The following is a 26647-nucleotide window of genomic DNA, read 5'->3' on the forward strand; positions in this document are numbered from 1 at the left end:
GCGCCTGGTGAAAGACTGCGCCAGCCTACCACCAGCGCGGCCCCCTGCCTCAGGCCGCCAGCCGGGACAGGTCGGCCACGCGGTTCATGGCCACGTGCAGGCGCTTGAGCAGGCCCTGGCGGTTCAGGCGCAGGTCCAGTTGCTCGGCGTTGACCATCACGTCGTCGAAGAACGCATCCACCGGCGCGCGCAGCACGGCCAGCGTCTGCAGGCTGGCGGTGTAGTCGCCCGCGTCGAACTGCGCATCGGCCTCGGGCACGAAGCGCTGCAGCGCGGCGTAGAGGTTCTTTTCCGCCTCTTCCTGCAGCAGGTCGGGGTTGACGTGCGGGTCCACGGGCCCGGCCACCTCGGCCTTCTTGAGGATGTTGCCCACGCGCTTGTTGGCCGCGGCCAGGGCCGGGCTCTCGGGCAGTTCGGCAAAGGCGCGCACGGCGGCGAGCTGCTTTTGCACTAGCGACAGGCGCTGCGGGCGCAGGGCGATGACGGCATCGACTTCCTGCGCGCTGTAGCCCTGCTCGCGCAGGCTGCCGGCGAGGCGGTCGTACATGAAGTCGGTGAGGTTAGACACTGTTGCAGCGTCGAATTCTCGGGGAGAAAAACCAGACGCATGAACAAAAATCCGGCCTGCTTGCTTCTTCGCCTCAATCTCTTTTGCCTGCTGCGCGTCCCAAACGGCTCGCTGAATGCGCTCGTCATTGAACGCTAATGCGGACTTATTCAAAAGAACGTCTACATCCAGAGGCAAATCACGCTCGACAAGCATGCGGATTACGCCAAGTGCATGACGGCGGAGCGCGAACGGGTCGCGATCGCCCGTGGGCAGGTTGCCGATACTGAACATGCCAATCAGCGTTTCCAACTTATCAGCCATAGCAACGACAAGGCCAATATTCTCACGCGGCAAATCGTCACCGGAAAACCGCGGTTTGTAGTGATCTTCAATAGCATTAGCGACTTCAACGGGCAACTTATCGTGAAGCGCGTAATAACGACCCATAGTGCCCTGTAATTCAGGAAACTCACCCACCATGTCGGTCAGAAGGTCTGCCTTAGATAACTTAACAGCGATGTCCGCATTCACTTCAAGCGCGACCCCAGCCTCACGCATGGCGATGTCTTGTTCCAGGGAGGAACTGCCGTCATTCGACACAGTTTTTTGATTTATGAGGCATGCAATTTCTCGTGCAATGGCGCGCACACGCGCTACACGCTCACTCTGCATGCCTAATTGGCTGTGATAAACCACTGTACTTAGGCCCTCGACACGGGAGCTAAGTCTCTTCTGACGGTCCTTGTCGAAGAAGAACTTGGCATCGGCCAGGCGCGGGCGCACCACGCGCTCGTTGCCCTGCACCACCGCGCTCGCATCGGCCGGCGTGATGTTGCTCACCACCAGAAATTGGTGCGACAGCCGGCCATCGGCCTGCAGCAGCGGGAAGTACTTCTGGTTGGCCTTCATCGTGAGGATCAGGCACTCCTGCGGCACATCGAGAAACTCTTTTTCGAACTCGCAGATGAGCACGTTGGGGCGCTCGACCAGCGCGGTCACCTCGTCGAGCAGGGCGTCGTCCTCGATGGGACGCACGCCGCCGCCCACGCGCGCAGCCGCGGCCTGCAGCTGGCGCACGATCTCGGCGCGGCGCTCGGCGAAGCTCGCGATCACCGCGCCCTGCTCGGCCAGCTGCTGGGCGTAGCTGTCGGCACTGGTGACGACGACCGGGTCCACGGCCGCCTCGAAGCGGTGGCCGTGGGTGGTGTTGCCGGCGGTCAGGCCCAGCGCCTTCACCGACAGCAGCACCTCGGTGCCGTGCAGGGCCACCAGGCCGTGCGCGGGGCGCACGAAGCTCACGCTGGTCCAGCCGGGCTGCTCGCAGCCGGAGGCGAGCTGGTAGCGCATCACCTTCGGGATGGGCAGCTTGGCGATGGATTCCTGCAGGGCCTTCTGCAGGCCTTCGGACAGCGTGGCACCGCGCACAGTGCTGTCATGGAACAGCACCTCGGCCTTGCCGTCCGGCACGCGGCGCAGCGCGGCCACGGCGGAGGCGTCGGCGCCCAGGGCGGCCAGCTTCTTGAGCAGCGCGGGCGTGGCGTTGCCGGTGGCATCCAGCCCCACGGCGACGGGCATGAGCTTTTGCGAGACGGCCTTGTCGGCGGCCTGAGGCGCCACCTCGGTGATGTGCGCGGCCAGGCGGCGCGGCGAAGCGAAGGCCGTCAGGCGCGAGCCCGGCGCGGCCAGGCCTTGAGCCTGCAGCTGCTCGAACAGCACGCCCGCAAAGGCGTCGCCCAGCTTTTGCAAGGCCTTCGGGGGCAGTTCTTCGACGAACAGTTCAACGAGAAGATTCGGATGGGTCATGGTGGTCTGTGTTCCTGCTGCGCGTGCGTGCCTCAGGCCGCCTTCTTCTGCTGTTGCTGCTGCTGGTCGGCGCGGGCCAGGTCGGCCAGCACTTCGGCGGCCCATTCCTGGGGCGCCATGGGAAAGCCCAGCCGCGCGCGGCTGTCGAGGTAGCTCTTGGCCACGGCGCGGGCCAGGTTGCGGATGCGGCCGATGTAGGCCGCGCGCTCGGTCACGCTGATGGCGCCTCGCGCATCCAGCAGGTTGAAGCTGTGCGCGGCTTTCAGCACCTGCTCGTAGGCCGGCAGGGCGAGCTGCTGCTCCATCAGGTGCTGGGCCTGGCTTTCGTGCGCGCTGAACGCGGTGAACAGGAAGTCGGCGTCGGAATGCTCGAAGTTGTAGGTGGACTGCTCCACCTCGTTTTGCTTGTACACGTCGCCGTAGGAGAGGCCATCGGTCCACGTCAGGTTATAGACGTTGTCCACGCCCTGCAGGTACATCGCCAGGCGCTCCAGGCCGTAGGTGATCTCGCCGGTGGCGGGCTTGCAGTCGATGCCGCCGACCTGCTGGAAGTAGGTGAACTGCGTCACCTCCATGCCGTTGAGCCACACCTCCCAGCCGAGGCCCCAGGCGCCGAGCGTGGGGTTCTCCCAGTCGTCCTCGACGAAGCGGATGTCGTTCTTCTTGAGATCGAAGCCCAGGGCCTCCAGCGACCCCAGGTACAGCTCCAGGATGTTGGCCGGCGCGGGCTTGAGCACGACCTGGAACTGGTAGTAGTGCTGCAGGCGGTTGGGGTTCTCGCCGTAGCGGCCGTCCTTGGGGCGGCGGCTGGGCTGCACGTAGGCGGCCTTCCAGGGCTCGGGGCCCAGCGCGCGCAGGAAGGTGGCGGTGTGCGAGGTGCCGGCGCCCACTTCCATGTCGTAGGGCTGCAGCAGCGCGCAGCCCTGTTCGGCCCAGTACGACTGCAGCTTCAGGATGATTTGCTGGAAGGTCAACATGCGTGTGTCTGGCATGGCGGGGCCATGCGGTTGGTAGAGAGGGTTTGCACGCAGGCGCGCGCAAAAGCGGTCGATTTTACGAGGCGCGCCCGGCGCATCGGCCACGCCCGGCACGGGGCCGCCACGCCCGCATGCAAAAATAGCCGCCACCGCTTACTTATCAAGCGCTGGCAGCTATCATCTTCATAGCAATGCACCGCGGGTGCACCGCGGGCGCCCACTCAATCTTGCCAGCGGCGCAGCACCAGGCTGGCGTTGGTGCCGCCGAAGCCGAAGCTGTTGGACAGCACCGTGGTCAGCTCGGCATCGCGCGAGGTGCGCACGATGGGCATGCCCTCGGCGGCCGGGTCCAGGTTTTCGATGTGGGCCGAGCCGGCGATGAAGCCGCCCTGCAGCATGTACAGGCAGTAGATCGCCTCCTGCACGCCCGTCGCGCCCTGCGAGTGGCCGGTGAGCGACTTGGTGGAGGAGAACGGTGGCACCGCGTCGCCGAACACCTCGCGCAGCGCGCGCAGCTCGGGCAGGTCGCCCACGGGGGTGGACGTGCCGTGCGTATTCACGTAGTCGATCGTGCCGCCGCCCGCTTCGGCGATGGCCTGGCGCATGCAGGCGATGGCGCCGTCGCCCGAGGGCGCGACCATGTCTTCGCCGTCCGACGACAGGCCGAAGCCGACGATCTCGGCCAGGATGGTGGCGCCGCGGGCCTGGGCGTGCTCCAGGCTCTCCAGCACCAGCGCGCCGCCGCCGCCGGCGATCACGAAGCCGTCGCGGTCCACGTCGTAGGGGCGCGAGGCCGTCTCGGGCGTGGCGTTGAATTTGGCCGACATGGCGCCCATGCCGTCGAACAGCGTGGCCAGGCCCCAGGAGAGCTCTTCGCCGCCGCCCGCGAACATCACGTCCTGCAGGCCGAAGGCGATCTGCTGCGCCGCCATGCCCACGCAGTGCGCGGAGGTGCTGCAGGCCGAGGTGATCGAGAAATTGATGCCCTTGATGGCGAATGCCGTGGACAGGTTGGCCGACACGGTGGAGCCCATGCAGCGCGTGACCTGGTAGGGCCCCACGCGGCGAATGCCCTTGGAGCGCAGCGTGTCCGCCGCCTCGATCTGGTTGGCCGGCGAGCCGCCGCCCGAGCCCATGATGAGGCCGGTGCGGGGGTGGGACACCTGGGCGGGCGACAGGCCGGACTGGGCGATGGCGTCCTTCAGCGACAGGTAGGCGTACGCCGCGGCATCGCCCATGAAGCGGCGCTGCTTGCGGTCGATGAGCGCGTCCAGATCGATCTGCGGCGCGCCCGCCACCTGGCTGCGCAGGCCGAGTTCGGCGAACTCGGGCATGGCGCGGATGCCGGATTTGCCTTCGCGCAGCGACGTGGTCACTGCCTGCTGGTCGTTGCCGATGCACGAGACGATGCCCGCACCCGTGATGACGACGCGCTTCTTCATGGTCATGCCGTGGCTCCCACTGCGGGTGCTCCGTCCTTCCCGTCTTCACGCTTGAAAAGGCCCACGCGCAGGTCGTTGGCCACGTAGATCTCCTGGCCATCGGCCAGCAGGCGGGCATCGCCGATGGCCATGACCAGCTTGCGCTTGATCACGCGCTTGATGTCGATTTCGTAGGTGACGAGCTTCACGTTCGGGCCGACTTCGCCGGTGAACTTGACTTCGCCCGCGCCCAGGGCGCGGCCCCGGCCCGGCAGCTGCAGCCAGGTGAGGTAGAAACCGATGAGCTGCCACATGGCATCCAGCCCCAGGCAACCCGGCATGACCGGATCACCCTGGAAGTGGCAGTCGAAAAACCAGAGGTCGGGGCGCACATCGAGTTCGGCCCGGATTTTCCCCAGCCCATGCGCCCCACCATCGCTGTCGATGTGCGTGATGCGGTCAAACATCAGCATGGGCGGCAGCGGCAGTCGTCCGCTGTCAGGGGTGAACAGCTTGCCCTCGCCGGAGGCGATCAGTTGTTCATAGGAAAAGGAATCAGCCATTGTCAGTCGTGCTCCAGATCGGCGGTGCGCCCGCCGGATTTTGATTGCGCGCCACCGAGGTCTTTTCAGTGGCGGGGCATCCATTATCAAGGCACACGGAGGGCCGACTGTGACACAGGGCCAAGGGTGATTCCCTAATTTCATGAAAGCGGACCGCGCCGGACCGCGTCAGCGCAGGCCGCACGGGCGTGCGGCCGCGCGGATCGGGCCCCGGTCAGTACTGCCAGAAGATGCGCTGCAGGTCCTTGCTGGTCTGGGGCTTGGTCAGCGCCACGGCGGCCAGGATGCGGGCCTTCTGGGGGTTCAGGTCGTGGGCGACCACCCAGTCGTACTTGTCGTCGGGCTGCTCGGCGTTGCGCAGCACGAAGCCGTCGGCGATGCGCGAGGAGCGGATGATCTGCACGCCCTGGCCACGCAGTTCCTGCAGTGCAGGCACCACCCGGTCGGCCACCGAGCCGTTGCCGGTGCCGGCATGAATCAGCGCCTTGACGCCCGAGCGGCCCACGGCGTCCACCGTGGAGCGCGGCACGTTGCCGTAGCCGTAGACGATCTCCACGGGGGCGAGCGTCTCGATCTCGTCGATGTTGAACTCCGATTGCGCGGTGTGGCGCTTGACCGGCGCGCGGAACCAGTAGTTGTTGCCCTCCACCACCATGCCCAGCGGGCCCCACTGGCTGCGGAACGCCTGCGTCTTGATGTTGACGCCCTTGACCACGTCGCGGCCGCTCTGGATCTCGTCGCTCATGGTCACGAGGACGCCCTTGCCCGAGGAATCCTTGCTGGCCGCCACCGAGACGGCGCTCAGCAGGTTCAGCGCGCCGTCGGCCGACAGCGAGGTGCCGGGGCGCATGGAGCCCACGACCACGATGGGCTTGTCGGTTCGCACCACCAGGTTCAGGAAGTACGCCGTTTCCTCCAGCGTGTCGGTGCCGTGGGTGATGACGATGCCGTCCACGTCGGCCTGCTTGGCCAGGGCCGACACGCGCTTTCCCAGCTTGAGCAGCTGCTCGTTGGTGAAGCTCTCCGAAGCGATCTGGAAGACCTGCTCACCCTTGACGTTGGCCACGTTCGCCAGCTCGGGCAGGCCCGCGATGAGCTTGTCCACCGGCACCTTGGCCGCGGCGTAGGAAGCGCTGTTGGTCGCCGAGGCGCCCGCGCCGGCAATGGTGCCGCCCGTGGCCAGGACCACGACATTGGGCTTGGCGGCGGGCTGGGCCGCGGCCACGACGGCCCAGGCTGCGAAGGCGGCGCCGGCCAGCAGGCGCTTCAGTTTCAGAGGGGAAAGCATGTGAGTCTCCGTAATGAATGACACTTTTTGTGCCCGCGGCATTTCCGCGGGTGCCGTATGGTAGGAAGCCGCATGGCGGGCTGTGGGGAATAATCGCCGGCCGGGTGTGACTTCCGGTCATATTCTCGTTTTCCCTCCCCTGCGATGAATCTCCGCCAACTCGAAGTCTTCCAGGCCGTCATGCAGACCGGCAACATGAGCGCGGCTGCCCGGCTGATCAACATCACACCCTCGGCGGTGAGCAAGACCATCGCGCACGCGGAACTGCAACTGGGCTACGCGCTGTTCAGCCGGGCCCGCGGGGCCCTGCTGCCCACGCCGGAGGCGCAGGCGCTGTTCACCGCCTCCAGCCAGATCCACAGCCAGCTCGACGCGCTGCGCCGCACCGCGCACAACCTGCGCCAGCCCGAGGGCGGCCTGGTGCGGCTGGCGGCGATTCCGTCCGTCACGCACGAATTCCTGCCCGCGGTGTTGGAGCGCCATGCCCAGCAATCGCCCCGGGTGCGCGTGGAAGTGCGCACCCTGCACCAGGACCAGATGGCGCAGGCGCTGCTCACCCGCTCGGTGGATTTCGCGCTGGGCTTCTACGATCACCCGCACCCGCAGCTGGAGAGCAGCATCCTGGTGAGTGGGCCGCTGTTCATCGCCGTGGCGCGGGACATCTGGCTGCGCGCGGTGCGGCTGAACCGGTCCGACCCGATCACGTTCCTGGCCAACACGCCCATGATCCAGTTGCTGGGCGACGAGCCCATGCGCCAACCCATGGCCGAACTGGCGCAGAGCCTGGGCGTGCACACCGAACTGGGTATCCAGATGCAGACCTCGCAGCTGGCCCTGGCGCTGGTCAAGCGCGGCATGGGGTGGACGGTGGTCGATTTCCTGACCGCGCGCAACCTCGACCCGGCCGCCATCACCGCGGTGCCGCTGCGCGACCTGCCACCGATGGCACTGCATGCCTACCACGCCGCCAACCGCCCGCCGGACCGCCATGCCGCCCGCATGCTGGCCCTGCTGTCGGACGTGCTCATGCAAACGATGGCGCGCGCGCCCTCCGAAGCGGCCGCGCTCTGAGCCGGCCCTTCGGTCGGCGCCAGTCGCGCGGGGGGTTTCAGGCGGTGGCGGCCCTGCGGGCGCGGCGCCGGCGCACCCAGGCCCAGCCCGCCACCAGCGCGCCCAGCGCCCACAGCGGCCACAGGCCCCAGCGCGAGACCCAATACGCGTAGGGAGTGACCGCCCCGCTGCGTCCCAGCACCTCGCCGGTCAGCACGCCGCGCACGTGCGACGGCAGGCGCTGCGTGACCACGCCCCGGTGGTCGATGATGGCGGTGGCCCCGGTGTTGGTGGCCCGCACCATGGGGCGCTCGAACTCCAGCGCACGCATGCGGCTGATGGCCAGATGCTGGTCGATGGCCACCGAATCGCCGAACCAGCCGATGTTGCTCAGGTTCACGAAGATCGTCGGCGCCTGGGCGGGGTCGGTGAAGCGCGCGCCCAGTTCTTCGCCGAACAGATCCTCATAGCAGATGTTGGGCGCGATGCGCTCGCCCGCCCAGAGGAACGGCGCCTGTCCCACGGCGCCCCGGTTGAAGTCGCCCAGCGGGATGTTCATCATCTCGGTGAACCACCGGAAGAACGGCGGGATGAACTCGCCGAAGGGCACGAGGTGGTGCTTGTCGTACTGGTACGGCGCGGCCTGCCCGGGCGCGAAGCCCATCACCGAGTTGGTGTAGCCCAGCGCCATGTCGCCCAGCGGAATGCCCAGCAGCGCTGCCTGCCGGCCGGCGCCCTGCCCCGCCGCGGGGGCCCGGGTGTAGCGCGCGGTGACCGAATCCAGGTAGCCCGGCACCAGTTGCTGCGGCAATAGCGGGATGGCCGTCTCGGGCGCCACCACCAGCGCGGCCTGGGCGCTGCGCAGCTGCTCGGCATACCAGCGCAGGGCGGTCGGCACGCCGCTGCCGGCCTGGAATTTCTCGTCCTGGGGAATGTTGCCCTGCAGCAGCGCCAGCGACAGCGGCGCGGGGCGCTGCATCGGCGTGTGGCACAGCTCGACGGCGCAGTGGCGCTGCACCGCCAGCCCGGCCCAGGCCAGCACGGCCAGGCCCACCAGGGCCCATGCCTTCAGGCTGCGCAGGTCGCTGCGCCGCCCCTGGGCCACGAGCATGGCCAGCACGGCCGCGACGCAGCCGATGCCGTACACCCCGACCGACCGCGCCAGCACGGCCAGCGGGCCTTCGATGTGTGCGTAGCCGCCGGCGCCCCATGGAAAGCCCGTCCACCACTGGCCGCGCGCCAACTCGGCCAGCAGCCAGAACGCTCCGAAAACGATAGCAGCATGCCGGCGATTTGATTGCCCCAGGGCCTTGAAACACCCTGCAGCCACCGCGTAGTAGCTGCCCAGAAACGCCGCCAGCCCCACCACCGCGAGCGCGGCCAGCGGCGCGGCCAGCCCGCCGTAGGTGTGCATGGAAATGAAGAGCCACCAGAAGGTGCCCGTCAGCCAGGCAGTGGCAAAGAGCCACCCCAGCACCGCGGCCTGCCGGGCGCTGCGGCTGGCCAGCAGCAGCCGCGCGAAACCGCCCAGGGACAGGAGTTGCAGCCACCACACCGGCTCGCCGCCGAAGGGCCAGGCGATCGAGACGGCCTGCGCCAGGCCCGCCAGCAGCGCGAGCCCCCCTGCCAGCGCCACCGGCCCGAGCGGGCCGCGGCGCGCGCCAGCGGCGCCCATCAGTGCGCAGCCCGGTCGTCTTCGGCGGGAACCGGCGACACCTTGAACCAGCGCACCGCGCCGCCCTTGGTGTGCAGCACGACGAACCGCAGGCCGCCCAGGTCGAGCGTCTCGCCGCGCTTGGGCGCACGGCCCATCTCGTGCGCGATCAGGCCGCCGATGGTGTCGAAGGGCTCGGTCCGGTCGGAGCCCGCGAGCACCGCGCCGAACGCCTCGGCCACCCGCTCGACCGGGGTGTCGCCGCTCACGCGGTAGGTGCGGTCGGCCAGGCCGAAGATGTCGCCCTCGTCCTCGGGGATGTCGAACTCGTCCTCGATCTCGCCCACGATCTGCTCCAGCACGTCCTCGATGGTGACCAATCCGGCCACGCGGCCGAACTCGTCGATCACCACCGCCATGTGGATGCGGTTCACGCGGAACTCGCGCAGCAGGTCGTTCAGCCCCTTGCTCTCCGGCACGAAGGCCGCAGGGCGCAACAGCGCGCGGATGTTCAGCTCCGGCGCGCGCTGCAGCTTGAGCAGGTCCTTGGCCATCAGGATGCCGATGATGTTCTCGCGCTCGCCCTGATAGACGGGAAACCGCGAGTGCGCGGTGTCGATCACCTGGTGCAGCAGGGCATCGAACGGCGCCTCGATGTCGATCAGGTCCATGCGCGGGGCGGCCACCATCACGTCGCTGGCCCGCATCTCGGCCATGCGCAGCACGCGCTCGAGCATCACGCGGGCATCGGCGTTGATGATCTGGTTGTCTTCGGCTTCCGCCAGGGTGGCGATCAGCTCGTCGGTCGAATCCGGGCCGGGGTGGATGAACTCGACGAGCCGCTGCAGGAACGTGCGCTTGTCCTCTCGTTCGGACGGGCGCGCGGAATGGGGGTCGGACACGGTCTTGGAATGCAGGACGTGCGGTGGTTGATCAGGCCCCAAGGATAGCGGAAGCGCCGCGCTGGCGGCCCTGCCGGGCGCCCGTTGACGTCATTCGGCCGACTGGTGGCGCCCGTCGCGCACGCCGCGCCGCACTTCCTGCAGCCCGGCCAGGAGCCGCCAGAACTGGCGGGCCTGCTTCTTGAAGCGGTAGTCCATCTCGGCGAACTGGTGCACCACCATCTGCGCCATGCGGGTGTCCAGGCCGGCGCGCGGCAGCTGCAGGTAGGCCTCGGACTCCGAGCCGTCGCGGCGCACGGTGGCGCCGGCATTGCGCGCGATTTTCAGCATGGCGGTGTTCTCGCTCAGGGCATGGATGAACACCATGCTCACGCCCTGGTTGCGCGCGTGCATCACGGCGCGATCGAACAGCCGCGCGCCGAAGCCGCGCCCCCGCGCCTGGCCCAGCACGGACACGCCGAACTCGGCGCAGCTTTGATGCTCTGGCGAATCGGCGTAGGCGAGGTGGGCGACGGCGATGAGTTCCAGCCGCCGGTTGTAGATGCCGAAGATCTCGTCGCGCACGAAATCCAGCTGGTCCACATAGCGCTGCACCTGTTCGTCGCTGGCGGCGTAGCCGAAGCGCAGGTAGCGGTCCGCAGGCTCCAGCCGCAGCAGGTGGGCGGCGATGCGCTCGCGGTGCCCGGGGCCGAGCGAGCGGATCGGCACCATGACCGGCGAGCTGCCCCGCCGGTGCGGCGGACGGGGCGCTTCGCTGCGCAGCACAGTGCCGCCTGCATCGGGGGACGCGCGAAGCCAGTCTTGGGTGGGGATCATGATGGCGAGATTTTAGGGTTTTCCCTTATATCTGACCAAACTTTTTGTTGCACTGCGGCGCGGCGGGCGAAGGCCCCCGCCTCGAAACGACGCCACCGATGGGCCCGAGGGCCTGGGCAGCTATGGATTCATGAGCGCCTGCGCGCTACACCGGCACGGCGGTGGTGGCCTTCACGCGGTCCAGCACGAAGCTCGTCTTGCAATCCTGCACGCTGGGGTGCTTGAGCAGCGTGTCCATGATGAAGCGGCTGTAGTGCGCCATGTCGGCCACCACGACGCGCAGCAGGTAGTCCATCTCGCCCGTGAGCGCGGCGCACTCCACCACCTCGGGCCAGGTCTGCACGCTGGCGCGGAACAGGTCCATGGGGTTGCGCTTGTGGCTCTCGGTGTGCTTTTCGAGGCGCACGTTCAGGTAGGCCGTGAGGCCCAGGCCCACCGACTCGGGCCGGACCAGCGCCACGTAGCGGTCGATCACGCCACTGTCCTCCAGGCGCTTGGCGCGACGCAGCACGGCGCTGGGCGACAGCCCCACCCGCTCCCCGATTTCGTCGTAGGTCTCGCGTCCGTTTACCTGTAAACAGCGCAAGATGGCGCGGTCGAGCTTGTCGAGTGCGTGGTCAGCGGTCATGGCGCAGGATTCTACGGAGCTTGGGGCCAACTGCGAAGGTGGATTCCACGGCCGCCGGATGCACGTATTTCCCGATGTGGAAGACGGCGCATCGTCGCAAAATCTCCAAAAAAGAACGGTCGTTCTTTTTTATAAGAGAGAGTGTTTTCACACCACCACCGGAGACAAACCATGTTCGTTGCATTCAGCCGCCTGCTGCGCGGTTTCGCTTTCGTCCTGGCCGCGTTCGCATTGCAGGGCTTGCAGGGCGCCAGCGCCCAGTCCGGCTACGCGCAGACCCGCTACCCCATTGTTTTGGTGCACGGCCTGTTCGGATTCGATTCCGCGCTGGGCGTGGATTACTTCTACCGAATTCCGCAGGCGCTGCAGCGCGATGGCGCCCGCGTGTTCGTGGCGCAGGTATCGGCGGCCAACAGCACCGAGGTGCGGGGCGAGCAGTTGCTGGCCCAGGTGAAGAACATCCGGGCGCTCACGGGCGCCGAGAAGGTCCATCTGATCGGCCATTCGCATGGCGGCCCGACGGCGCGGTACGTCGCCGGGGTGGCGCCGCAGTGGGTGGCGTCGGTCACCTCCGTGGGCGGCGTCAACCGCGGCTCGCGCGTGGCCGACGTGGTGCGCGGGGTCGCGCCCAAGGGCAGCGTGAGCGAGGCGGTGGCCAGCCAGGCGGCCTCGGCGCTGGTGGCGCTCATCAACCTTTCTTCGGGCGGCAGCGGCCTGCCGCAGATGCCGACGGCGGCGCTGGATTCGCTCACCACCGAAGGTTCGGCGCGCTTCAACCAGCGCTTCGGCGCGGGCGTGCCCACCAGCGGCTGCGGCGACGGGGCCGACCTGGTCAACGGCGTGCGCTACTACTCGTGGACCGGCGTGCGCACGGTCACCAACGTGCTCGATGCCAGCGACGCCCTGCTCGCCACGACCGGGCTGGTGTTCAACGAGGCCAACGACGGCCTGGTGTCGGCCTGCTCGGCGCGCCTGGGCAAACACCTGGGCGACTACCGCCAGAACCATCTGGACGAGATCAACCAACTGCTCGGCCTGCGGGACTGGCTGTCGGTGGACCCGGTCACGCTGTACCTGGACCAGGCCAACCGCCTCAAGAAAGCGGGCCTGTGACAAGCCGAACCATGACGCACCGGCCAGTGACGCGCATCCCCGGTGCGGCACTGGCGGCGTGCGGCATCGCTGCGGCCGCCGCCCTGATCTGGTGGACCGCGGGCGGCCCGGCGCAGCAGGCGCCCCGCACACCGGGCGCCGAGACCGACTCGGCCATGGCTGAGGGCACCCGCGCTCGCAGTCCGGCCACGCCGGCGGTGTGGGACGCGCCCGCACCGCCCGTGGCCGCCGCCAGTGACGACCCGCTGCTGGGACCCGGCCTGCGCGACACGCTGGAAGCCCTGCTGCACGCGGCGGGCGAAGCGCCGGAGCCCGGCCTTCTGAAAGCACGGCTGGAAGGTCTGATCGGCCAGTTCTTCCCGCCGCACGTCGCCACCCGCGCATTGGCGCTGGCCCACCGCTACGTGGACTACCGCGTGGCGCTGGGGCGGCTGCAGGCGCCCGCCGATCTGCGCGATCCCCAGGCCCTGCGCCAGGCCCTGGCCGCGCGCCAGAAGGTGCGCATGGCCGCCTTCGAGCCGGACGAGTACCAGGCCCTGTTCGCCGCGGATGCGCAGATGGACGAGTATTTGCTGTCCCGGCTGGAGATCGAGCGCGACCCGTCGCTCACGGCCGACCAGAAAAGCGCGGCCCTGCAGCAGGCCGAAAGCGCCCTCGGCCCCGCGTTGCAGGCGCAGCGCAGCGAAGCGGTGGCGCACGTGGGCCTGGCCCGGCAGACCGCGGACTTCGACGCCCAGGGCATGGACGCCACGGCCCGCTTCAGCGCGCGCAGTGCGGAATACGGCGCCGAAGCCGCGCAGCGGCTGGCCCAGATGGACACGCAGGACCGGCAATGGCAGGGCCGGCTCGACCAGTACCAGGCGGCGATGGGCTCGGGGTATTCTTCGGCCCGGCTGGCGCAACTGCGGTCGGAGCTGTTCACGCCGCAGGAGCAGCTCCGCCTGGAAGGCGCCATGGCGCTGCGGGCGCTGCCCGCACAGGTCCGCTGACCGCCGGACAACCTTCGGCTGCGGCATTGCCGCCATTCATGCAGGTTTCCTGCAAAACAGGCTCGCCGGGGGCACGATTTCGCCCGAATGCTGAGTCTCTACGGCCTAAAGTGGATGGCAGACATCCATCCACGAACGGAGACGCCAATGAACGCAGCCTTGCCCGAGCAAGCCACGCAACAGACCGCCGCCTGGGAGAACCCCATGGGCACCGACGGTTTCGAATTCATCGAATACGCCGCACCCGATCCGCAGGCCATGGGCAAGGTGTTCGAAGGCATGGGCTTCAAGCCCGTGGCACGGCACCGCCACAAGAACGTCACCCTGTACCGCCAGGGCGAGATCAACTTCATCATCAATGCCGAACCCGACAGCTTCGCGCAGCGCTTTGCGCGCATGCACGGCCCCAGCGTCTGCGCGATCGCCTTCCGCGTGCACGATGCCAAGGCCGCCTACGAGCGCGCCCTGGGGCTGGGCGCCTGGGGCTATGCCGGCACCGCCGGCCCGGGCGAGCTGAACATTCCCGCCATCAAGGGCATCGGCGACAGCCTGATCTATCTGGTGGACCGCTGGCGCGGCAAGGGCGGCGCGCAGCCCGGCGACATCGGCAACATCGGCTTCTTCGACGTGGACTTCGAGCCGCTGCCCGGCGTGTCGGCCGAAGAGGCGCTCAACCCCCACGGCCATGGCCTGACCTACATCGACCACCTGACGCACAACGTGCACCGGGGCCGCATGAACGAATGGGCCGGGTTCTACGAGCGCCTGTTCGGCTTCCGCGAGATCAAGTACTTCGACATCGAAGGCCAGGTCACCGGCGTCAAGAGCAAGGCCATGACCAGCCCCTGCGGCAAGATCCGCATCCCGATCAACGAAGAGGGCAAGGAAAAGGCCGGCCAGATCCAGGAATACCTGGACATGTACAACGGCGAGGGCATCCAGCACATCGCCATGGGCTCGGACGACCTGTACACCACGGTGGACGCGCTGCGCGGCGCCGGCGTGCGCCTGCTGGACACCATCGACACCTACTACGAACTGGTGGACAAGCGCATTCCCGGCCACGGCGAGCCGCTGGCCGAACTGCACCGACGCAAGATCCTCGTGGACGGCAAGAAGGACGCTCTGCTGCTGCAGATCTTCAGCGAGAACCAGCTCGGGCCGATCTTCTTCGAGTTCATCCAGCGCAAGGGCGACGACGGCTTCGGCAACGGCAATTTCAAGGCGCTTTTCGAGAGCATCGAGCTCGACCAGATGCGCCGGGGCGTGCTGAAGTCCGACTGAGACAGCGCCTGTAACCGAATGCAGCTTCACGGCAACGCATCTCTATACTGCGGCACGTCTTAGACCCGGAGGAGATACCGTGAAGTTATTGAACGCCAGTGCCTATCTGGGGGGTGCATTGCTGTGCATGACAGGACTTGCCGCGCACGCGCAGACCCCTTCCGCGCCGCTGAAGATCATCGTGCCCTACCCTGCGGGCGGGCCGGTCGATGCCTCGGCCCACATCGTTGCCGAAGGCGCCAAGGCGGCGCTGGGCAACGTGGCGGTGGAGAACAAGCCCGGCGCGGGCGGCAACGTCGGCGCCGATCTGGTGGCGAAAGCCCCGGCCGGCGGCAACCTGCTGGTGATGGGCGCGGTGGCCACGCATGCGGTGAACCCCTGGCTGTACAAGAACTTTCCGTACGACCCGATCAAGGACTTCAAGCCGATCGCCCTCGTCGCGCGCACGCCCAACGTGCTGGTGATGAGCGCCGAGCAGGCCAAGAGCCTGAACATCGGCAGCACGACCGAACTGGTGCAATACCTCAAGAAGCACCCGGACCAGCTCAAGTACGGCTCGGGCGGCAACGGCAGCATCGGCCACATCGCGGCCGAGATGTTCAAGTCGCTGACCAACACGCGCATGGCGCACGTGCCGTTCCAGGGTTCGTCCCCGGCGCTCAAGGCGCTGCAGGCCCAGGAAGTGAGCCTGGTGTTCGACAACCTGGCTTCGTCGCTGCCGCTCATCAAGGCGGGCAAGCTGAAGGCGCTGGGCGTGACCTCGCTGGGCCGGGACGACGACCTGCCCGACGTGCGCAGCATCAACGACGAGGTGCAGGGCTTCAACGTGGTGACGTGGTTCGGGCTGTTCGCCCCGATCGCGCTGCCCGATGCCGATGCCCGCCGCTACGCCATGGCCTTCAGCGCGGGCATGAAGTCGCCGGCCAGCACGGAGCGCTTCAAGAAGATGGGCCTCGACCCCGAGGACCTGACGCTGGAGAGCTTCGGCCAGTTCGTGCGCTCGGAGCACAGCAAGTACGGTTTTCTGATCAAGGCCGCAAAGATCAAGATGGATTAGCCGCGGCCGGGGGCAGGACGCCCGGGGCTGCGGCATGGATACAAAAACCCAAGGAGCCAAGCATGGGACAGCCCCCCGTCGTCTACGGACAATCCGATCGCCCACCCCGCGGCGACTACGCCCGCGCCAACGCCGACTACACCTGCGCGCAGGACTACGAGGCCTACACCGCGGCCGACCACGACACCTACCGGCGCCTGTACGAGCGCCAGTCGGCCCTGCTGCCGGGCCTGGCGAGCGATGCCTTCATCGAGGCCCTGCCCTCGCTCGGCGCACGCGACCGCATTCCGCGCTTCGAGGAAGTGAACGAGCGCCTGTACAAGGCCACGCGCTGGGAACTGGTGGGCGTGCCGGGGCTGATCCCCGAGGTGCCGTTCTTCACGCTGCTGGCCAACCGCAAGTTCCCGGTGACCGACTGGATCCGCACGCCGCAGGAGTTCGACTACATCGTCGAGCCCGACATCTTCCATGACCTGTTCGGCCACGTGCCGCTGCTGTTCAACCCGGTCTTCGCCGACTACGTGCAGCGCTACGGCCAGGGCGGCCTCAAGGCCCACGGCCTGGGCGCCTGCGAGCTGCTGTCGCGCCTGTACTGGTACACGATCGAGTTCGGCCTGATCCGCCAGGACGACGGCCTGCGGGCCTATGGCGCCGGCATCCTGAGCTCTTCGGGCGAGCTGGCCCATTCGGTGCGCAGCCCCGAGCCGCAGCGCATTCCGCTGCAGCTGGAGCGCACCATGCGCACGCGCTACAAGATCGACACCTACCAGCAGACCTACTTCATCATCGACAGCTTCCAGCAGCTGTTCGACATGACCGCGGCCGACTTCGCCCCGATCTACGAGCGCCTAAAAGGCCAGGCCGAGTTCGCGGCCGACGAGCGCGAGGCCATGCCGGCCTGACGGCGCGCACCCGGCCGGCCGCCGCTTCTTCGCACGCGGCGGCATGGCTTCGCGCCGGGGGAGGGGCGGCCCCGTGCGGCTGCGGATGATCGACTCCGTCATCCGCCGCAAGGTCCAACTGGCGCCCAGCGCGAGGCACATTGGCGGCGGATTCCCCGAGGAATCCATCCATGTCGCGCATTTCTGGCATTTCGTCACCGCTGCGTCCCGCACCGGGCATCGTCGTCGATCCCTCGCCGGGGCTGCTGACGCCCGTCGCGCCCGTCCGGCGCAGGCGCCAACCGCCCTCCGCCGAACCAACGCTGCCCGAACTGGCCCGGCGCCTGTCGTCCGCCCCGTCGATGCCGCCGCGTGCGCCCCTGCACGTGGTGCGGCATTCGCTGCTGCCGCCGCAGTTCCAGTCGCCCCAGCGGCCCGGCACCGAGCCGCCCGAGACCTACCAGCGCCATTCGAAGCTGCCGCCCCAATACCAGTCGCCGCTGCGCCAGAGCTTTCTGCCGCCCCAGGCGTACCAGTCACATTCGGCGATGAACACGTTCCAGTCGCCCTATGCGCCCGCGCCGCAAGGGGCGTTCGGCAGCTCGGTGCTTCCCCCGGCCCCAGCGCCGCATGACCCCGCCCGGCCGGAGGCCGCCGCACAGCGGCCCCCGCGGGTGTCGGTGCTGCCGCAGGTGCGCCCCTCCATCCTGCAGGGCGCCAGCCCGCGCCCGCAGGGGCCCCGCCCTTCGGTGCTGCCCCAAAGACCGTCCTTCCAGAGCAGCGGTAGTGGCAGCAGCGCCGCCAGCGGCTCGGCCTCCGCCCAGGCGCCCATGGAACCGCGGTATTCGGTGCTGCCGGCCAAGCTGCAGGCGGCGTCGGCGGCCTTCCAGTCCGTGGCCCACGCCGCCGTGGCCATCGGCCTGGAGAGCGCCAACACCGTGCAGATCACCACCGCCGCGCAGGCCCAGCAGGTGCTGGCCCGGGTGCAGCGCCTGGCCACCCAGGCCGCACCGGCCTTGCATGCGCTGTCCGGCGCGCTCCAGCACATGGTGGAGAACAAGACGCGGCTGTCGCAGGAGATCCGCGAAGAACTGGCCGACATCGGCCAGTCGCTGCTGACCACCGGCCAGTCGCTGCAGAAGTTCCTGAACCACACCCTGGGACGGTTCGCCCCGCAAACCATGCCGCCCGCGGAGCCGCCGGCCGAAACCCCGGCCGACGCGGCCGCCGCTGCCGAAACGGCCGCCGTGGCCGAAACCACCGCCAAGGCCGAAGCGGAGGCCGCCGCCGCTCCACCGCCGCCCCCGCCTCCGCCTCCGCCGCCCAAGGCGCACCTCAAGCCCCGCCCGCAAAAGCACCCTGCCGCCAAGCCGGCGCTGCACCCGGTCCCCGCCGCGCCGGCGCCAGCGGCCAAACCGGTGCCGGTCCATGTGATGGCCATCTCCACCGAAGAAGGCCGGGCGGCGCTGCGCGCGGGCTTCGGCACGCCCGAATCCGCCGATGCGGGCCTGCGGGAAATCGCCCTGGCATTCAAGGCCGCGCAAAACGGCTCGGCGGACGACAAGCGGGCTTTCCAGCTGGCCTACCAGGACCGGCTCACGCTGCCGGACGATTTCAGCAGCGGCAACGTGGCCGCCGTGAAGCAGCTCAAGCGACTGCTGGCCGGCGTCAACGTGGCCTATGTGTCGCCGCAGTACGGCAAGGACATGGGCGTGGGATCGGACGACTTCAACGCGCGGCGCTCCGCGGCGGCCGCGGCGTAGAAGCAGGCGGCAATGCCCTGCGGCCTACGGGGCCGCGATGAGGTCCAGGCACTCCCGCACCACCGGCGGATGGAATGCCATCTGCACGTGCGCCAGGCCCTCGCGAAGGCGGTTGTCCGCGCCGTCCAGGGTGGCCGTGGCGGCCGGGTACACCGCGTTGTCGCAGTTGGAATAAAAGCAGGTGAACAGCGCCGCGCGCCCGCGCGGCTCGTCCTGCGCCAGCTGCCGCAGCCATTCGCCCCCGGGCACCATCTGCCGGCCGTTGGCGGACCGGCTGAACCGCGCCGCCCACGCGCCCTGGTGGGGCGAGCCCAGCGTGATCACGCGGTGCACGCGCGCATCGGCCTGCCGCGCCCGCAGCCACGCCCGCACGGCCAGACCGCCCATGCTGTGGCCCACAACGACCGGAGGGCGGCCCGTGGCGGCGGTGACCCGGCGCACCGCCTCGTCCAGCGTGTCCACATAGTCGTCGATGGCGCCGAACGCGGGCTCCATCGTCACCGCCACGAACGGGTGGCCGCGGCTGCGCAGCACCTTCATCCAGGGCGTCCAGAACCCGCGGTTGCAGATGAAGCCGTGCACCAGCACCACGCCGCGCGCGGGCGGCGGGCCGCCGGTGACGGGGGGCGGCAGCCAGTCGGGCACGGCGGTGGAGCGAAACGGCTGCCACCATCCGAACACCACGCTGGCCCAGCGCGCCTCGGCCGACCAGGCGCGCACCACCTGCGCCAGCGACGGCACCGGCACCCCGTCGGCCCGGCTGGCCTGCCGGTTCACGCGGACCATGCACACGAACTGCAGCCCCATGAACAGCCGCAGCAGCAGCATCACCGCGGCCAGGCCCGCCACCGCCCGCAGGGGCGAGTGGGGCCATTGCCACACCAGCCAGCCGGCGGCCAGCAGCAGGTTGCACACCACCATTCCGCGTTGCCATCGTGCATTGGTCAAGACCGGTGCTCCTGAAAAAAACGAGTCCGCATCATGTCACTTGCGGGACGGGCATAGGACAAGCCCCCTGGACAGGGCGCGAGCCGCTTCCACAATCGTGCCCACCTCCACCCGCGCACGAAAGGGACGACCGCATGGAACGGATCTGGCTGAAAAACTACCCTCCCGGGGTGCCGCACAGCGTGGAGCCCGAGCAGTACCGCTCGCTGCCGCACCTGTTCGAGGAGTCGTTCCGCAAGCATGCCGACCGCCCCTTCTCGGTCTGCATGGACCGGTGGATGACCTACGGCGAACTCGACCGCCTGTCGGCCCAGCTCGGCGCCTGGCTGCAGGGCCAGGGACTGGAGCCCGGGGCGCGCGTGGCCATCATGCTGCCCAACGTGCCGCAGTTCGGCGTGACCATGGCGGGCGTGCTGCGCGCCGGCTACACCTGCGTGAACGTGAACCCGCTGTACACCGCACGGGAGCTGGAGCACCAGCTCAAGGATTCCGGCGCCACCGCCATCGTGATCCTGGAGAACTTCGCCCACACCCTGGCCGAGGTGATCGACCGCACCGCCGTGCGGCACGTGTGCGTTGCCAGCATGGGCGACCTGCTGGGCGCGGCCTTCGGGCGCTGGATCACGTTCGCCGTGCGCCACCTGGCCAAGATGGTGCCGGCCTACGAGATTCCGCTCACCAACGGCCGCCAGGTGGTGCCGTTCAACAAGGCGCTGGCCCTGGGCGAGCGGCGCACGCTGGCGCCCAGCCACGCCACGCTGGATTCCACCGCCTTCCTGCAGTACACCGGGGGCACCACGGGGCTGTCGAAGGGCGCGGTGCTCACGCACCGCAACATCGTGGCCGCCACGCTGCAGGCCGAGGCGTGGTTCACGCCCGCGCTGTCCAAAGTGGGAGACGTGCGCCATGCCAACAGCATCGCGGCGCTGCCTCTGTACCACATCTTCGCGCTCACGCTGTGCCTGCTGGCGATCCGCCAGGGCTCGCACCTCACGCTGATCCCCAACCCGCGCGACATTCCGAAATTCGTCGCGGTGCTGAAGAAGCGGCCCTTCCACATGCTGCCGGCGGTCAACACGCTGTTCAACGCGCTGCTGCACAACCCGCAGTTCGCCGCGCTCGATTTTTCGCACCTGTGCGTGTCGCAGGCCGGCGGCATGGCCGCTTCGGAGGGCACGGCGCGCCAGTGGCAGAAGGTGACGGGCAGCACCATGATCGAGGGCTGGGGCATGAGCGAGACCTGCGCCATCGGCACCAACAACCCGGTGAACAACACGCAGTTCACCGGCACCATCGGCCTGCCCCTGCCGGGCATCGACATCGCCATCAAGGACGATGCCGGCGAGAGCCTGCCCATCGGCCAGTCCGGCGAGATCTGCATCCGCGGCCCCAACGTAATGACCGGCTACTACCAGCAGCCCGAGGAGAACGCCAAGGCCTTCACGGCGGACGGTTTCATGCGCACGGGCGACGTCGGCATCATGGACGAGGCCGGCTACACCCGCATCATCGACCGCAAGAAGGACATGATCCTGGTGAGCGGCTTCAACGTGTTCCCCAACGAACTGGAGCAGGTGATCTCGCTGTGCCCCGGCGTGCTGGAATGCGCGGCCATCGGCGTGCCGGACGAGAAACAGGGCGAGGCCATCAAGGTGTTCGTGGTGAAAAGCGACCCGGCGCTGTCGGAGGAAGACGTGGAGCGCTACTGCCACGAGCACCTCACCGGCTACAAGCGGCCCCGGCACATCGAGTTCCGCGATGCGCTGCCCAAGACGAACGTGGGCAAGATCTTGCGCCGGGAACTGCGCAGCTGACTGAGTCCGGCCGGCGCACGCCGGACCGTGGCAGCCCGCGGCGGATGACGCGCCGCCCGGACGGGTGGCACGCGGAAGTAACAGCTGCATCCGCTGATTTCAGCCCGCCCGGGTCCCGTTGCCGGTCTCCCGCAGGCCGGCAAACACCCGTTCGCCCTCCTTCAGCCGGCCCGCGCCCCTGTGCGCGCACCCCGTTTCTTTTCCGGCCGCAGCTGCCCGCCGGCCCCCTTCCCAAGCACCACTGCCCCCTGGGCTCAGGGATAATCCCCACGCGCAAACGTTTGCGCAAACGTTTGCTTTCGCTACCATGGCGGTCCGCGGCGGTTTTTCCGGATGGCGATCAGGGCTCTTTCGACAGCCCCATCGGGTCCGCAACCGGCGCATTCCGTATCCCGACAACGCCTTTTCCAGGAGACACCATGCCCTTGACCCGCCGCTCCGTTCAAACCGCCGCCGCCCTCGCCGTGCTGGGGGGCCTGCTGGCCTCGCCCGCGTTCGCGCAGGACAAGCCCAAGATCGCGCTGGTGATGAAATCGCTGGCCAACGAGTTCTTCCGCACCATGGAAGACGGCGCCAAGGCGCACCAGAAGGCGCATGCCAGCGAATACACGCTGGTGGCCAACGGCATCAAGAACGAGACGGACACTGCCGCGCAGATCAAGATGATCGAGCAGGCCGTGGCGCAGAAGGTCAACGCCATCGTGCTGGCGCCGGCCGATTCCAAGGCGCTGGTGCTGGCCGTCAAGGCCGCGGTGGACAAGGGCATCCTGGTGGTGAACATCGACAACCGCCTGGACACCGACGCACTCAAGGAAAAGAACCTGACCGTGCCCTTCGTCGGCCCCGACAACCGCGCGGGTGCCAAGCTGGTGGGCGACTACCTGGCCAAATCGATCAAGGCGGGCGACAAGGTCGGCATCATCGAAGGCGTGTCGACCACGTTCAACGCGCAGCAGCGCACGCTGGGCTTCCAGGATGCGATGAAGGCCGCCAACATCAAGGTGGTGGGCGTGCAGTCCGGCCAGTGGGAGATCGAGAAGGGCAACACGGTCGCCGCCGGCATGCTGCGCGAGCACCCCGACCTGGTGGCGCTGCTGGCCGGCAACGACAGCATGGCGCTGGGCGCGGTGGCCGCGGTGAAGGCCGCCGGCAAAGTCGGCAAGGTGCAGGTGGTGGGCTACGACAACATCAACGCGATCAAGCCCATGCTGGCCGATGGCCGCGTGCTCGCCACGGCCGACCAGTACGCCGCCAAGCAGGCCGTGTTCGGCATCGAGCTGGTGCAGAAGGCCCTGGCCGCCAAGACGCCGCAGGCCCAGTTGCCGGCCGAGGTCAAGACCGAGGTGGTGCTGGTCACCAAGGACAGCAAGTAAGCGCGCCCGCAGCGCCTGCCGACCTCCTCGCCTGCCGCCTTTGACCTGAGGACCGACCCCGTGCCCCCTTTGCCGCCCGCCGCCGCGCCCGCGTCCGCCCCCCTGCTGGAGATGATCGGCGTGGGCAAGGACTACCACGCCACCACGGTGCTCCACACGGTGACGCTGTCGCTGCATGCGGGCGAGGTGCTGGCCCTCACCGGGGAGAACGGCGCGGGCAAGAGCACGCTGTCCAAGATCCTGTGCGGGCTGGAGCCGGCCTCGCGCGGCAGCATGCGGCTCGCGGGCCACCCCTACGCGCCCGCCTCGCGCCGCGACGCCGAGGGCCAGGGCGTGCGCATGGTCATGCAGGAGCTGGGCTTGATTCCCACGCTCACCGTGGCCGAGAACCTGCTGATGGGCCGCCTGCCGCACCGCGCGGGCTGGCTGCGCCGCGGCGCCCTGCATGCGGCGGCCCGCACGCAACTGGCCAAGATCGGCCTGACCGACATCGACCCGGCCACGCCGGTCGCGCGCCTGGGGCTGGGGCAGCAGCAGATGGTGGAGATCGCCCGCAACCTGCACGACGACACGCGCGTGCTGGTGCTGGACGAGCCCACCGCCATGCTCACGCCGCGGGAGACCAATTACCTGTTCGAGCAGATCGCGCGGCTCACGGCGCGCGGGGTGGCGATCGTCTACGTGTCGCACCGGCTGGAGGAACTGCGCCGCATCGCCGACCGCGTGGCCGTGCTGCGCGACGGCGCGCTGGTGGATGCCCGCCCCATGGCCGGCCTGAGCGAGGCCGATCTGGTGCAGCGCATGGTGGGCCGCGCGGTGAGCGACCTGGAACACCGCCCACGCCGCCAGGCCGGCCCGGTGGTGCTGCGCACCGAGGGCCTGGGCCGGGGCACGGCGGTACAGGACGTGAACCTGGAGCTGCGCGCGGGCGAGGTCTTCGGCATCGCCGGCCTGGTGGGCTCGGGCCGCACCGAGCTGCTGCGCCTGCTGTTCGGCGCCGACCGGGCGGACCGGGGCACGGTGGTGCTGTCCGAAGGACATGATCCAAATCGGCCTCCAGCACAATCAGTACTAGGGCATACCGCTACAAATTCAATAGCAAAAGATTCCCACGAGCCGCGCGAACGCCGCATTCCGCGCGGCTTCGCCTCGCCGATGCAGGCCATCGCGGCGGGCATCGGGCTGGTGGCGGAGGACCGCAAGTCGCAGGGCCTGCTGCTCACGCAGCCGATCCGCGTGAACGCCACGCTCTCCGACCTGTCGGCCGTCTCGCGCCTGGGCTGGCTGCGCCGGGCGCACGAAAGCAGCGTGGTGCAGGGTTTCATCCGCACGCTGGGCGTGCGTTGCCGCGGGCCCGAGCAGCCCGTGGGCCAGCTGTCGGGGGGCAACCAGCAGAAGGTGGTGTTCGCCCGCTGGCTGCACCGCGACGGCCGCGTGCTGCTGCTGGACGAGCCCACGCGCGGCGTGGACGTGGGCGCGCGCGCCGACCTGTATGCCGAACTCGACCGCATGGCGGACGCCGGGCGCGCGCTGTGCATGGTGTCTTCCGACCTGCGCGAACTGATGGCCATGGCCGACCGCATCGGCGTGATGAGCGCCGGGCGCCTGGTGGCCGTGTTCGAACGCGGCCAGTGGACCGAACAGTCCCTGCTCGCGGCCGCTTTTTCCGAACCCGGCGGCCGCACGGCCGCCCAAAAACCCCTTTCCGCATGAACACCCCCGCACCGGCGCCCCAGGCCGCCGCCCCTTCTTCTTCCGCCGCCACATCCGCCTCCGTCTGGCGCACGCAACTGGGCACCTTCCTGGGGCTGGCGGCCGTGCTGGTCGGCATGGTCGTGCTGTTTTCGTGGATGTCCGAGTACTTCTGGAGCCGCGAGACCTTCGTCACCATCGCCAACGAGATCCCGGCGCTGGCCGTGATGGCGGTGGGCATGACGTTCGTGCTCATCATCGCGGGCATCGACCTGTCGGTGGGCTCGGTGATGGCGCTGTCGGCGGCCACGTCGGCCGCCGCCATCCTGCAGTGGAAATGGAGCGTGCCGGCCGCGGCCGCGCTGGCGCTGGCCACCGGCCTGATCTGCGGCACGGTGACCGGTGCGGTGTCGGTGGCCTGGCGCCTGCCCTCGTTCATCGTCTCGCTCGGCATGCTGGAGGCGGTGCGCGGCGGCGCCTACGTGGTGACCGATTCGCGCACGCAATACGTGGGCGATGCGATCTCCTGGCTGTCGGCACCCGTGGCGGGCGGCGTCTCGGTGGCGTTCGTGCTGGCCCTCGTGCTGGTGGTGGTGGCGCAGCTGGTGCTGTCGCGCACGGTGTTCGGCCGGTGCCTGGTGGGCATCGGCACCAACGAAGAGGCCATGCGCCTGGCCGGCGTGGACCCGCGCCCCATCCGCATCGCGGTGTTCGCGCTCACCGGCCTGCTGGCCGGGCTGGCGGGGCTGATGCAGTCCGCGCGCCTGGAAGCGGCCGACCCCAATGCCGGCACCGGCATGGAGCTGCAGGTGATCGCCGCCGTGGTGATCGGCGGCACCAGCCTGATGGGCGGGCGCGGCTCGGTCATCACCACCGCGTTCGGCGTGCTCATCATCGCGGTGCTGGAGGCAGGCCTGGCGCAGATCGGCGCGAGCGAGCCGAGCAAACGCATCATCACCGGCTGCGTGATCGTGGCCGCCGTGATCGTCGATACCGTGCGCCAGCGCCGGGCAGCCGTTTAATCCCACGGCCGTCCCGCACCTGCACCCCTGACCCCATGGCCACCATCAAGGACGTCGCCCGCCGTGCCGAAGTGTCGGTAACCACCGTGTCGCACGTGGTCAACGGCACGCGCCACGTGAGCGCCGAGGGCCGCGCGCGCGTGGAGGCCGCGATCCGCGAGCTGGGCTACGTGCCCAGCGCCATCGCGCGCAGCCTCAAGCGCAACCACACGCGCACCCTGGGCATGCTGATCCCCAACAGCTCCAACCCGTACTTCGCCGAGGTGGTGCACAGCGTGGAGGACCGCTGCTTCGGCGCGGGCTACAACCTCATCCTGTGCAACACCAACGACGAGGCACAGCGCCAGGCCTCCTACCTGCAGGTGCTGGCCGAGCGGCGCATCGACGGGCTGATCGTGGTCTCGACCGGGCACGACGCCACGCTGGCGCGGCAGCTGGAAAACCTTTCGATCCCCACCGTGCTTGTGGACCGCGAGATCGAGGTGCCCCAGCCGCCCTGCGACCTGGTGGAAACCGCGCATGCCCAGGGCGGGCGGCTGGCCACCCGCCACCTGCTGGACCTGGGACACCGCCGCATCGCCTGCATCGGCGGGCCGCAGGGGCTGGCGCCCAGCGAGCAGCGCATCGCGGGATGGCGCGAGGCGCTGGCCGAGGCCGGTGCGTCCTCCGAAGGCATGCTGTCGCACGGCAACTTCACCAGCCAGAGCGGCTACGAGGCCATGCAGGCGCTGTTCCGTGCTCCTTCCGCACCGAGCGCCGTCTTCGTGTGCAACGACCTCATGGCCATGGGCGCGTTGTGCGCCGCGAACGAGCGGCAGCTGCGCATTCCCGATGCCCTGTCGGTCGTCGGCTTCGACGACATCGAACTGGCCGCCTTCACCAGCCCACCGCTCACCACCGTCGCCCAGCCCAAGCTGCGCATCGGCAGGCTGGCGGTGGACATGCTGCTCGAACGCATCGACGGCAAGCGGCAGGAGCCGCGCCAAATGCTGCTGCAACCCGAACTGCGCGTGCGGGCCTCCACGGCCCGGTACCTTTTTTCCTGACCCCAGCCCGGCT

Annotated in this window: 22 protein-coding genes; 12 read left to right on the plus strand and 10 right to left on the minus strand. The window is 68.9% G+C overall.

Annotated features, from left to right (window positions below):
• Window positions 1-49: 49 nt before the first annotated feature.
• The 5 genes from glyS to AVTE2539_RS21920 all read right to left on the minus strand — a co-directional run bounded on the left by glyS (window position 50) and on the right by AVTE2539_RS21920 (window position 6602).
• Window positions 50-2353 (minus strand): glycine--tRNA ligase subunit beta, encoded by a 2304-nt coding sequence (gene glyS, locus AVTE2539_RS21900; RefSeq protein ID WP_284413874.1) that lies wholly within the window; start codon window positions 2351-2353, stop codon window positions 50-52.
• 32 nt (window positions 2354-2385) lie between these two features.
• Complete coding sequence (glyQ, locus tag AVTE2539_RS21905; RefSeq protein WP_284398394.1) at window positions 2386-3330, minus strand: glycine--tRNA ligase subunit alpha; 945 nt, start codon at window positions 3328-3330, stop codon at window positions 2386-2388.
• A 221-nt stretch (window positions 3331-3551) separates the two neighbouring features.
• Entirely contained in the window at window positions 3552-4778 is a 1227-nt protein-coding gene (fabB, locus tag AVTE2539_RS21910; protein ID WP_284413876.1) for a beta-ketoacyl-ACP synthase I, read from the minus strand.
• Window positions 4775-5314 (minus strand): 3-hydroxyacyl-[acyl-carrier-protein] dehydratase FabA, encoded by a 540-nt coding sequence (gene fabA / locus AVTE2539_RS21915; protein WP_284413878.1) that lies wholly within the window; start codon window positions 5312-5314, stop codon window positions 4775-4777. The genes fabB and fabA overlap by 4 nt, the downstream gene beginning before the upstream one ends.
• Before the next feature lie 214 nt (window positions 5315-5528).
• On the minus strand, window positions 5529-6602 hold the full coding sequence (locus tag AVTE2539_RS21920; protein ID WP_272565197.1) for an asparaginase: 1074 nt from the start codon (window positions 6600-6602) through the stop codon (window positions 5529-5531).
• Window positions 6603-6746: 144 nt separating this feature from the next.
• Between AVTE2539_RS21920 and AVTE2539_RS21925 the strand changes: the two genes are divergently transcribed.
• On the plus strand, window positions 6747-7673 hold the full coding sequence (locus tag AVTE2539_RS21925) for a LysR family transcriptional regulator (RefSeq protein WP_284398041.1): 927 nt from the start codon (window positions 6747-6749) through the stop codon (window positions 7671-7673).
• Window positions 7674-7710: 37 nt separating this feature from the next.
• Here AVTE2539_RS21925 and lnt read toward each other — a convergent pair whose 3' ends face one another.
• The 4 genes from lnt to AVTE2539_RS21945 form a co-directional block, all read right to left on the minus strand.
• Window positions 7711-9327, minus strand: coding sequence for an apolipoprotein N-acyltransferase (gene lnt, locus AVTE2539_RS21930; RefSeq protein ID WP_284413880.1), 1617 nt, complete (start codon window positions 9325-9327; stop codon window positions 7711-7713).
• The gene (locus AVTE2539_RS21935; protein WP_272565200.1) at window positions 9327-10208 is read right to left on the minus strand and encodes a CorC family transporter; all 882 of its coding nucleotides are present in this window, start codon (window positions 10206-10208) and stop codon (window positions 9327-9329) included. Before AVTE2539_RS21935 ends, lnt begins: the two co-directional genes overlap by 1 nt.
• A 90-nt stretch (window positions 10209-10298) precedes the next feature.
• A complete protein-coding gene (locus AVTE2539_RS21940) occupies window positions 10299-11024 on the minus strand; it encodes a GNAT family N-acetyltransferase (RefSeq protein WP_284413882.1) in 726 nt (241 codons plus the stop codon).
• Window positions 11025-11169: 145 nt separating this feature from the next.
• Entirely contained in the window at window positions 11170-11652 is a 483-nt protein-coding gene (locus AVTE2539_RS21945) for an Lrp/AsnC family transcriptional regulator (RefSeq protein ID WP_092745358.1), read from the minus strand.
• Between the two features lie 171 nt (window positions 11653-11823).
• Here AVTE2539_RS21945 and AVTE2539_RS21950 point away from each other — a divergent pair, with 171 nt between their 5' ends.
• The 6 genes from AVTE2539_RS21950 to AVTE2539_RS21975 all read left to right on the plus strand — a co-directional run bounded on the left by AVTE2539_RS21950 (window position 11824) and on the right by AVTE2539_RS21975 (window position 18739).
• Window positions 11824-12765 carry a lipase family alpha/beta hydrolase gene (locus AVTE2539_RS21950; RefSeq protein ID WP_272565202.1) on the plus strand — a complete coding sequence of 314 codons (942 nt, stop codon included), beginning with the start codon at window positions 11824-11826 and terminating at the stop codon, window positions 12763-12765.
• 11 nt (window positions 12766-12776) lie between these two features.
• Window positions 12777-13754, plus strand: a complete 978-nt coding sequence (locus AVTE2539_RS21955) for a lipase secretion chaperone (protein WP_284413884.1) — start codon at window positions 12777-12779, stop codon at window positions 13752-13754.
• A gap of 147 nt (window positions 13755-13901) precedes the next feature.
• Complete coding sequence (gene hppD, locus AVTE2539_RS21960; RefSeq protein WP_284404844.1) at window positions 13902-15038, plus strand: 4-hydroxyphenylpyruvate dioxygenase; 1137 nt, start codon at window positions 13902-13904, stop codon at window positions 15036-15038.
• 127 nt (window positions 15039-15165) lie between these two features.
• Entirely contained in the window at window positions 15166-16095 is a 930-nt protein-coding gene (locus AVTE2539_RS21965) for a Bug family tripartite tricarboxylate transporter substrate binding protein (protein WP_284414075.1), read from the plus strand.
• Between the two features lie 62 nt (window positions 16096-16157).
• On the plus strand, window positions 16158-16997 hold the full coding sequence (gene phhA / locus AVTE2539_RS21970) for a phenylalanine 4-monooxygenase (protein WP_284413886.1): 840 nt from the start codon (window positions 16158-16160) through the stop codon (window positions 16995-16997).
• 170 nt (window positions 16998-17167) lie between these two features.
• Window positions 17168-18739, plus strand: a complete 1572-nt coding sequence (locus AVTE2539_RS21975) for a hypothetical protein (RefSeq protein ID WP_284413888.1) — start codon at window positions 17168-17170, stop codon at window positions 18737-18739.
• Window positions 18740-18763: 24 nt separating this feature from the next.
• Here the strand turns inward: AVTE2539_RS21975 and AVTE2539_RS21980 are convergent, their stop codons facing one another.
• Window positions 18764-19687, minus strand: a complete 924-nt coding sequence (locus AVTE2539_RS21980) for an esterase/lipase family protein (RefSeq protein ID WP_284398010.1) — start codon at window positions 19685-19687, stop codon at window positions 18764-18766.
• A 134-nt stretch (window positions 19688-19821) separates the two neighbouring features.
• Between AVTE2539_RS21980 and AVTE2539_RS21985 the strand changes: the two genes are divergently transcribed.
• The 5 genes from AVTE2539_RS21985 to AVTE2539_RS22005 all read left to right on the plus strand — a co-directional run bounded on the left by AVTE2539_RS21985 (window position 19822) and on the right by AVTE2539_RS22005 (window position 26634).
• Window positions 19822-21501: an AMP-binding protein gene (locus AVTE2539_RS21985; protein WP_284413890.1), complete on the plus strand. Its 1680-nt coding sequence runs from the start codon at window positions 19822-19824 to the stop codon at window positions 21499-21501.
• A 419-nt stretch (window positions 21502-21920) separates the two neighbouring features.
• Entirely contained in the window at window positions 21921-22874 is a 954-nt protein-coding gene (locus AVTE2539_RS21990; protein WP_284413892.1) for a sugar ABC transporter substrate-binding protein, read from the plus strand.
• 111 nt (window positions 22875-22985) lie between these two features.
• The gene (locus tag AVTE2539_RS21995; protein WP_284414077.1) at window positions 22986-24587 is read left to right on the plus strand and encodes a sugar ABC transporter ATP-binding protein; all 1602 of its coding nucleotides are present in this window, start codon (window positions 22986-22988) and stop codon (window positions 24585-24587) included.
• Window positions 24584-25588 (plus strand): ABC transporter permease, encoded by a 1005-nt coding sequence (locus AVTE2539_RS22000; RefSeq protein ID WP_272565210.1) that lies wholly within the window; start codon window positions 24584-24586, stop codon window positions 25586-25588. Before AVTE2539_RS21995 ends, AVTE2539_RS22000 begins: the two co-directional genes overlap by 4 nt.
• Window positions 25589-25623: 35 nt before the next feature.
• Entirely contained in the window at window positions 25624-26634 is a 1011-nt protein-coding gene (locus AVTE2539_RS22005; RefSeq protein ID WP_284397996.1) for a LacI family DNA-binding transcriptional regulator, read from the plus strand.
• The last annotated feature ends 13 nt before the right edge of the window (window positions 26635-26647 follow it).

Origin of the sequence: Acidovorax sp. SUPP2539 (assembly GCF_030158975.1) — a bacterium.
Taxonomy (GTDB): domain Bacteria; phylum Pseudomonadota; class Gammaproteobacteria; order Burkholderiales; family Burkholderiaceae_C; genus Paracidovorax.